General features: G+C 50.1%; 7 protein-coding genes. 1 reads left to right on the plus strand and 6 read right to left on the minus strand.

Features of this window, described 5'->3' with window-relative positions; genetic code table 11:
• From ACWA6V_RS16890 to ACWA6V_RS16915, 6 genes are all read right to left on the minus strand, one after another.
• Positions 1-728: cytochrome b (locus ACWA6V_RS16890; RefSeq protein WP_449523588.1), on the minus strand; the 728-nt coding region annotated here is incomplete at its 3' end.
• A 1-nt stretch (position 729) separates the two neighbouring features.
• Entirely contained in the window at positions 730-1,329 is a 600-nt protein-coding gene (petA, locus tag ACWA6V_RS16895; protein WP_449523589.1) for a ubiquinol-cytochrome c reductase iron-sulfur subunit, read from the minus strand.
• 289 nt (positions 1,330-1,618) lie between these two features.
• A complete protein-coding gene (gene rpsI / locus ACWA6V_RS16900; RefSeq protein ID WP_310075519.1) occupies positions 1,619-2,011 on the minus strand; it encodes a 30S ribosomal protein S9 in 393 nt (130 codons plus the stop codon).
• Positions 2,012-2,022: 11 nt separating this feature from the next.
• Positions 2,023-2,451, minus strand: coding sequence for a 50S ribosomal protein L13 (gene rplM / locus ACWA6V_RS16905; RefSeq protein ID WP_449523590.1), 429 nt, complete (start codon positions 2,449-2,451; stop codon positions 2,023-2,025).
• Positions 2,452-2,555: 104 nt separating this feature from the next.
• Positions 2,556-3,689, minus strand: a complete 1,134-nt coding sequence (gene zapE, locus ACWA6V_RS16910; RefSeq protein WP_449523591.1) for a cell division protein ZapE — start codon at positions 3,687-3,689, stop codon at positions 2,556-2,558.
• 87 nt (positions 3,690-3,776) lie between these two features.
• The gene (locus tag ACWA6V_RS16915; protein WP_449523592.1) at positions 3,777-4,442 is read right to left on the minus strand and encodes an alpha/beta hydrolase; all 666 of its coding nucleotides are present in this window, start codon (positions 4,440-4,442) and stop codon (positions 3,777-3,779) included.
• Positions 4,443-4,587: 145 nt separating this feature from the next.
• Between ACWA6V_RS16915 and ACWA6V_RS16920 the strand changes: the two genes are divergently transcribed.
• Positions 4,588-5,094 (plus strand): YhcB family protein, encoded by a 507-nt coding sequence (locus ACWA6V_RS16920; RefSeq protein ID WP_449523593.1) that lies wholly within the window; start codon positions 4,588-4,590, stop codon positions 5,092-5,094.
• The last annotated feature ends 148 nt before the right edge of the window (positions 5,095-5,242 follow it).

Consider the following 5,242-nt stretch of genomic DNA (forward strand, 5'->3'; position numbering starts at 1 on the left):
TAGAACGGATGGAAAGGAACCCCATCGCGCGGGATACCGTTTTCATCTTTGTTCTTTTTAATCTCAACACCATCGGGGTTGTTAGATCCCACTTCGTGCAGCGCCAGGATGTGCATTACCACCAACGCGAGCAAAACAATCGGCAAGGCCACAACGTGCAACGCAAAGAAGCGGTTCAAGGTAATACCAGAGATCAGGTAGTCACCGCGAATCCACTGCACCAAGTCTTCACCAATACCCGGGATAGCACCAAACAGGGATACGATTACCTGCGCTCCCCAATAGGACATCTGACCCCAAGGCAGTACGTAGCCCATAAAGGCTTCCGCCATGAGTACCAGATAAATGGTCATACCGAAAATCCATACCAACTCGCGCGGGGCTTTATAAGAGCCGTACATCATGCCGCGGAACATATGGAGGTAAACCACGATAAAGAAAGCGGAAGCGCCGGTGGAGTGCATATAGCGCAGCAACCAACCGTAATCCACGTCGCGCATGATGTATTCAACCGACGCGAAGGCCCCCTCGGAGGAAGGGTTGTAACTCATAGTCAACCAGATACCGGTTACCAGCTGGTTCACCAATACCAGCAGCGAAAGTACGCCAAAAAAATACCAGAAGTTAAAGTTTTTGGGCGCATAGTACTTGGCCATGTGCGTATCCCAGGCACGCTGTACCGGGAGGCGCTTATCAACCCACTGCCATAAACCAACTAACCAATTCATATCAAGCCCCCTGATCTTCGCCAATCACAATAATTGAATCGCTCTCATAACGATGAGGAGGAACTTCCAGATTCAACGGTGCTGGTACAGCCTTATATACCCGACCAGCCAAGTCATACTTGGAGCCGTGGCATGGACAAAAGAATCCACCTTGCCATTTATCACCCCCCAAATCTGCAGCGCCTACATCTGGACGAAATGCAGGTGCACAACCCAAGTGGGTGCAAACCCCCAACAGGATCGCAAACTCTTTGTTAATGGCTCGCTCGGCATTTTTGGCGTAGTCAGGCTGCTGAGGTTCATTCGAGCCGGCATCAAGCAATACACCCTGCTCTTCCACTTTTTTCAAGCTATCCAGAGCAGCTTGGGTACGGCGCACAATAAAGACCGGTTTGCCGCGCCACTCAACGGTGACCATAGCGCCCGGCTCTATTTTGCTGATGTTGTATTTTACTGGCGCACCGGCAGCTTTTGCCCTGGCGCTCGGGTTCCAGGAACCCACGAATGGAACGGCGGCACCCACAACACCAACCGCACCCACTGCACAAGTGGCTCCGATTAATACGCGGCGGCGCGTTTGATTTACTGCGTCATTACTCATGACGAATTTCTCCCCTAAACAGCTTTAACGGCTAGCAAATTGCCTAAAATCGTCCTGCGACTTGGTATGTGTTACTAATACGAAGTCAGGCGAAAAAAGGAATATTGGGTGACTCAAGAAAAGGCGGGCAATGTTAATGAATTAACGCACTGCTTACAAGAATAACCACACATAAACAGTGGGTTATAAGCCGCTAATTTTAGACGTAAAAAAACGCCCAAGCCAGTAAAGACTTGGGCGTTTTTGATGATCATCAACCAGCCAGCATAAAACTGACTGGAGAAAACCATTAACGCTTGGAGAATTGTGGCTTCTTACGTGCTTTACGCAAACCAACCTTCTTACGTTCAACTTCGCGAGAATCGCGGGTAACGTAACCGGCTTTACGCAAATCGCTACGCAGAGACTCGTCATATTCCATCAGAGCGCGAGTCAGACCGTGGCGAATAGCGCCTGCCTGACCAAAGCTACCGCCACCAGAGACAGTAACATTCACGTCAAATTTTTCTACCAGACCAACCAGCTCGAGCGGCTGACGAACAACCATGCGCGCAACTGGACGACCGAAGTACTCGTCCAATGGACGGTCATTAACGATGATTGCACCAGTACCGGCAGTGATAAACACACGCGCGGTAGAGGTTTTGCGACGGCCAGTGCCGTAAAATTGTGTAGCAGACATGTCAGCTCCCCTTAGATGTTCAGTTCTTTAGGTTGCTGAGCAGCATGTGGATGCTCATTACCTGCATAAACTTTCAGTTTTTTGAACATAGCACGACCGAGTGGACCCTTCGGCAACATACCTTTAACGGCAGTTTCGATGGTGCGCTCTGGTGCTTTTTCAATCAACTTTTGGAAGCTGATAGATTTAATTCCACCCACAAAACCAGTGTGCGAGTAATAAATCTTGTCAGTTGCTTTACGGCCTGTCATGCGCACTTGAGCAGCATTGATTACAACAATGTAATCACCGGTATCAACGTGAGGGGTGAATTCTGGCTTGTGCTTGCCACGCAAACGCGAGGCGATTTCCGCAGATAAACGGCCGAGTGTTTTTCCCGCCGCATCCACGACGAACCAGTCATTAACGACAGATTCTGCTTTGGCAATATAGGTCTTCATGTTATTCCTGCCTAAATCGGATGTGGATAATAGCCCCTAAAATAGGGAGGCGGCATACTACACAGCCAATGCCTGTTTTTCAATCATAATTTACGTCTGAATTGTTATTCAGGCCGATGTGGGCGCGCCAGATACTCATGACTCTGCATTTCCAACAGGCGGCTCACGGTGCGTTGAAATTCAAAATCCAATTTGCCAGTGGAGTAAATTTCGGCCAAAGGGCGCTCTGCAGAAATGACCAGCTTGACCTGACGATCATAAAACTCATCCACCAAGTTCACAAACCGGCGCGCTTGGTCATCTGTTGCTCGCCCGAGGCCCGGCACATTGCTTAGGATTATTGAGTGGTACTCGCGCGCCAATTCGATGTAATCATTCTGCGAGCGAGGACCATCACATAGCTCAACAAAATCAAACCAGACGACACCCTCACTCTGGTAACGTGCCCGAATCAAACGCCCTTCGACTTCCAAATCGTGATTCTCATAGACCTCAGCAGTAGTCGATAACAGGCTTTTAAAGCTGCACATCAAACTCTGGTCAGAAGCTTCGTCTAGCGGGGAATGATAGAGCTCGGCCTGTTCCAGCGCGCGCAGCCGGTAATCCACCCCACCATCCACATTGACGACAAGGGTGTGTTCATTGAGCAAGGCGATGGCGGGCAAAAAGCGCGCGCGCTGTAACCCGTCTTTATATAAACCGTCGGGGACTATATTGGAGGTCGCCACCAGCGTCACGCCGCGCGCAAACAGCTCTTCCATCAAGGTGCCAAGAATCATCGCATCAGTGATATCCGATACAAAAAACTCATCAAAACAAATCACTCTCGCTTCATTGGCAATAATATCGGCCACCTTTTTCAGCGGATTTTTTTGGCCATCGAGTTTTTTAAGCTCAGCGTGCACACGACGCATAAAGCGGTGAAAGTGCGCGCGCAGCTTTTGTTCAAACGGCAAGCTCTCATAAAAATTATCCATCAGGTAGGTTTTACCGCGCCCTACCCCGCCCCAAAAATACAGGCCGCGTACCAATTCGCGCGGTTTTGCACCGGTCAATCGCTTGAGAAACCCACCCAAGCCGGACTGCTCTTGCTCAGCCTGCCAAGCTGCGACAAGCTGTTCATAGAGATGTTGCAGATGATTTACGGCAGCGGCTTGTGCGGCATCGCGGCGAAAATCCGGGCGCTCAAGATCGCGCTGGTAACGGTCAACAGGAGAGAGGGCGATAGAAGTCGTCATAAAGATCAGGCAGGCTCACTAAAACTGGGCGCCACTGTAGCGATAAGCTTGCTGTGGCGCCAATAGATTTTGCACCAGAGCAACAGCTTAAGCCGCCGGAATTTGCCGCAACAAAACCTGGGTCAAATCGTTTTTCATCTGGGTTAAATAGCCATGAAAAAAATGTCCTGCTTCCGGGTAACGCAAAAGTTCAGCAGGGCTTTGCAAAGTGGCGACCCACTGATAAACCCCCTCGGTGATAACACGCTCATCTTTATCACCCTGGATAACGGCAAGCGGGCTGGGAAATTGCCCTTCGCGATCATAGGGATAACGCTCCACCGGTGGTGCCACCAGTGCCAAATGTTGCAAACCATCAACCTGATAACTGGCTTGCGCTGCGATAGACGAGCCAAATGAAAAACCGGCCAATAATAACGGGGATTGCGGCAATTGCTGTTTTGCCCAAGCAATAACCGTCAACAAATCATCCACTTCGCCCACTGCATTATCAAAACTGCCCTCGCTTTTGCCCACACCGCGAAAATTAAAACGCAGCACATGAATCCCCAGATCGCGATAAGTGCGCATCAGTGTAGTGACAACCTTATTATCCATAGTGCCACCGTGCACAGGATGCGGATGGCAGACAATCACTAACAAATGACGCGCTGTAAAAAAGCCCTCCCCATCCCCCTGATGAATTGCGGCCTGTAGCTGACCAACAGGGCCGGAAATAAAAATTTCCTGTTCTTTGGCAAAGGGAAAATTCATGATGAGCCTCATCGATTAAGCACAAGCGCACACATACGCGATAATTTTTGCCCATTTTAATGAGAAAATGGACTTATAATAGAGTTATCAACGTCCTTGGCCGAATATCCCCCCAGATGACGGCCATGCTTAGCAGGAGATTTTCGTGTATTCATTCAGTGCAGTAGTCATTACCGGTTTGATTTGTTTGCTCGCTGGCGCCGGCCTTGGTGTAGCGATTGCCTATGTATTTCGCGCAAAAATTCTCGGCCACGACCTAGAACAGCGCCTGCACGAAGCTGAAAGTTCACTGCAAGGTTACCAGCGCGATGTCGCCGAACATTTTGCGCAAACATCACAGCTGGTGAACAACCTTACACACGCCTACCGCGAAGTGCATGAGCATTTGGCGAGCGGCGCATTGAAGTTGGCCACTCCGGCAATCAGCCGCCAGATACTGGACTCCGCCAACAGCAATCTCGGTGGCGACACCAAAGCTTACATCGCTGAGCAGCGTATTGAACCGCCGCGTGACTGGGCACCCAAAGCGCCCGGTGCCAAAGGCGCTCTGAGTGAAGATTACGATTTGCGCGATGACCATCACACCAATGCGCGCATGCCTACCGAATCGGCTGATGACTATGATTTTGACGGCAAAGCCAATCGCTATTGATTAACGAGTAAAGCAGCTATCGCTGGCTGATTGCGTACAGGACGTCGAAAAATGTATAACCCCGCACTGCGGGGTTTTTGTTGGCTGATAAAAGTATCGACGGAGACGCTTTGCATGTTCCTACAACGCTTGCTGCAGTTTGTTGGCT

This window comes from Cellvibrio sp. (assembly GCF_053579595.1).

Bases quoted from the DNA above. Each gene is read 5' to 3' on its own strand.
- zapE (WP_449523591.1), bottom strand. From the start codon at position 3,689: ATGACGACTTCTATCGCCCTCTCTCCTGTTGACCGTTACCAGCGCGAT.
- petA (WP_449523589.1), bottom strand. From the start codon at position 1,329: ATGAGTAATGACGCAGTAAATCAAACGCGCCGCCGCGTATTAATCGGA.
- ACWA6V_RS16915 (WP_449523592.1), bottom strand. From the start codon at position 4,442: ATGAATTTTCCCTTTGCCAAAGAACAGGAAATTTTTATTTCCGGCCCT.
- rplM (WP_449523590.1), bottom strand. From the start codon at position 2,451: ATGAAGACCTATATTGCCAAAGCAGAATCTGTCGTTAATGACTGGTTC.
- rpsI (WP_310075519.1), bottom strand. From the start codon at position 2,011: ATGTCTGCTACACAATTTTACGGCACTGGCCGTCGCAAAACCTCTACC.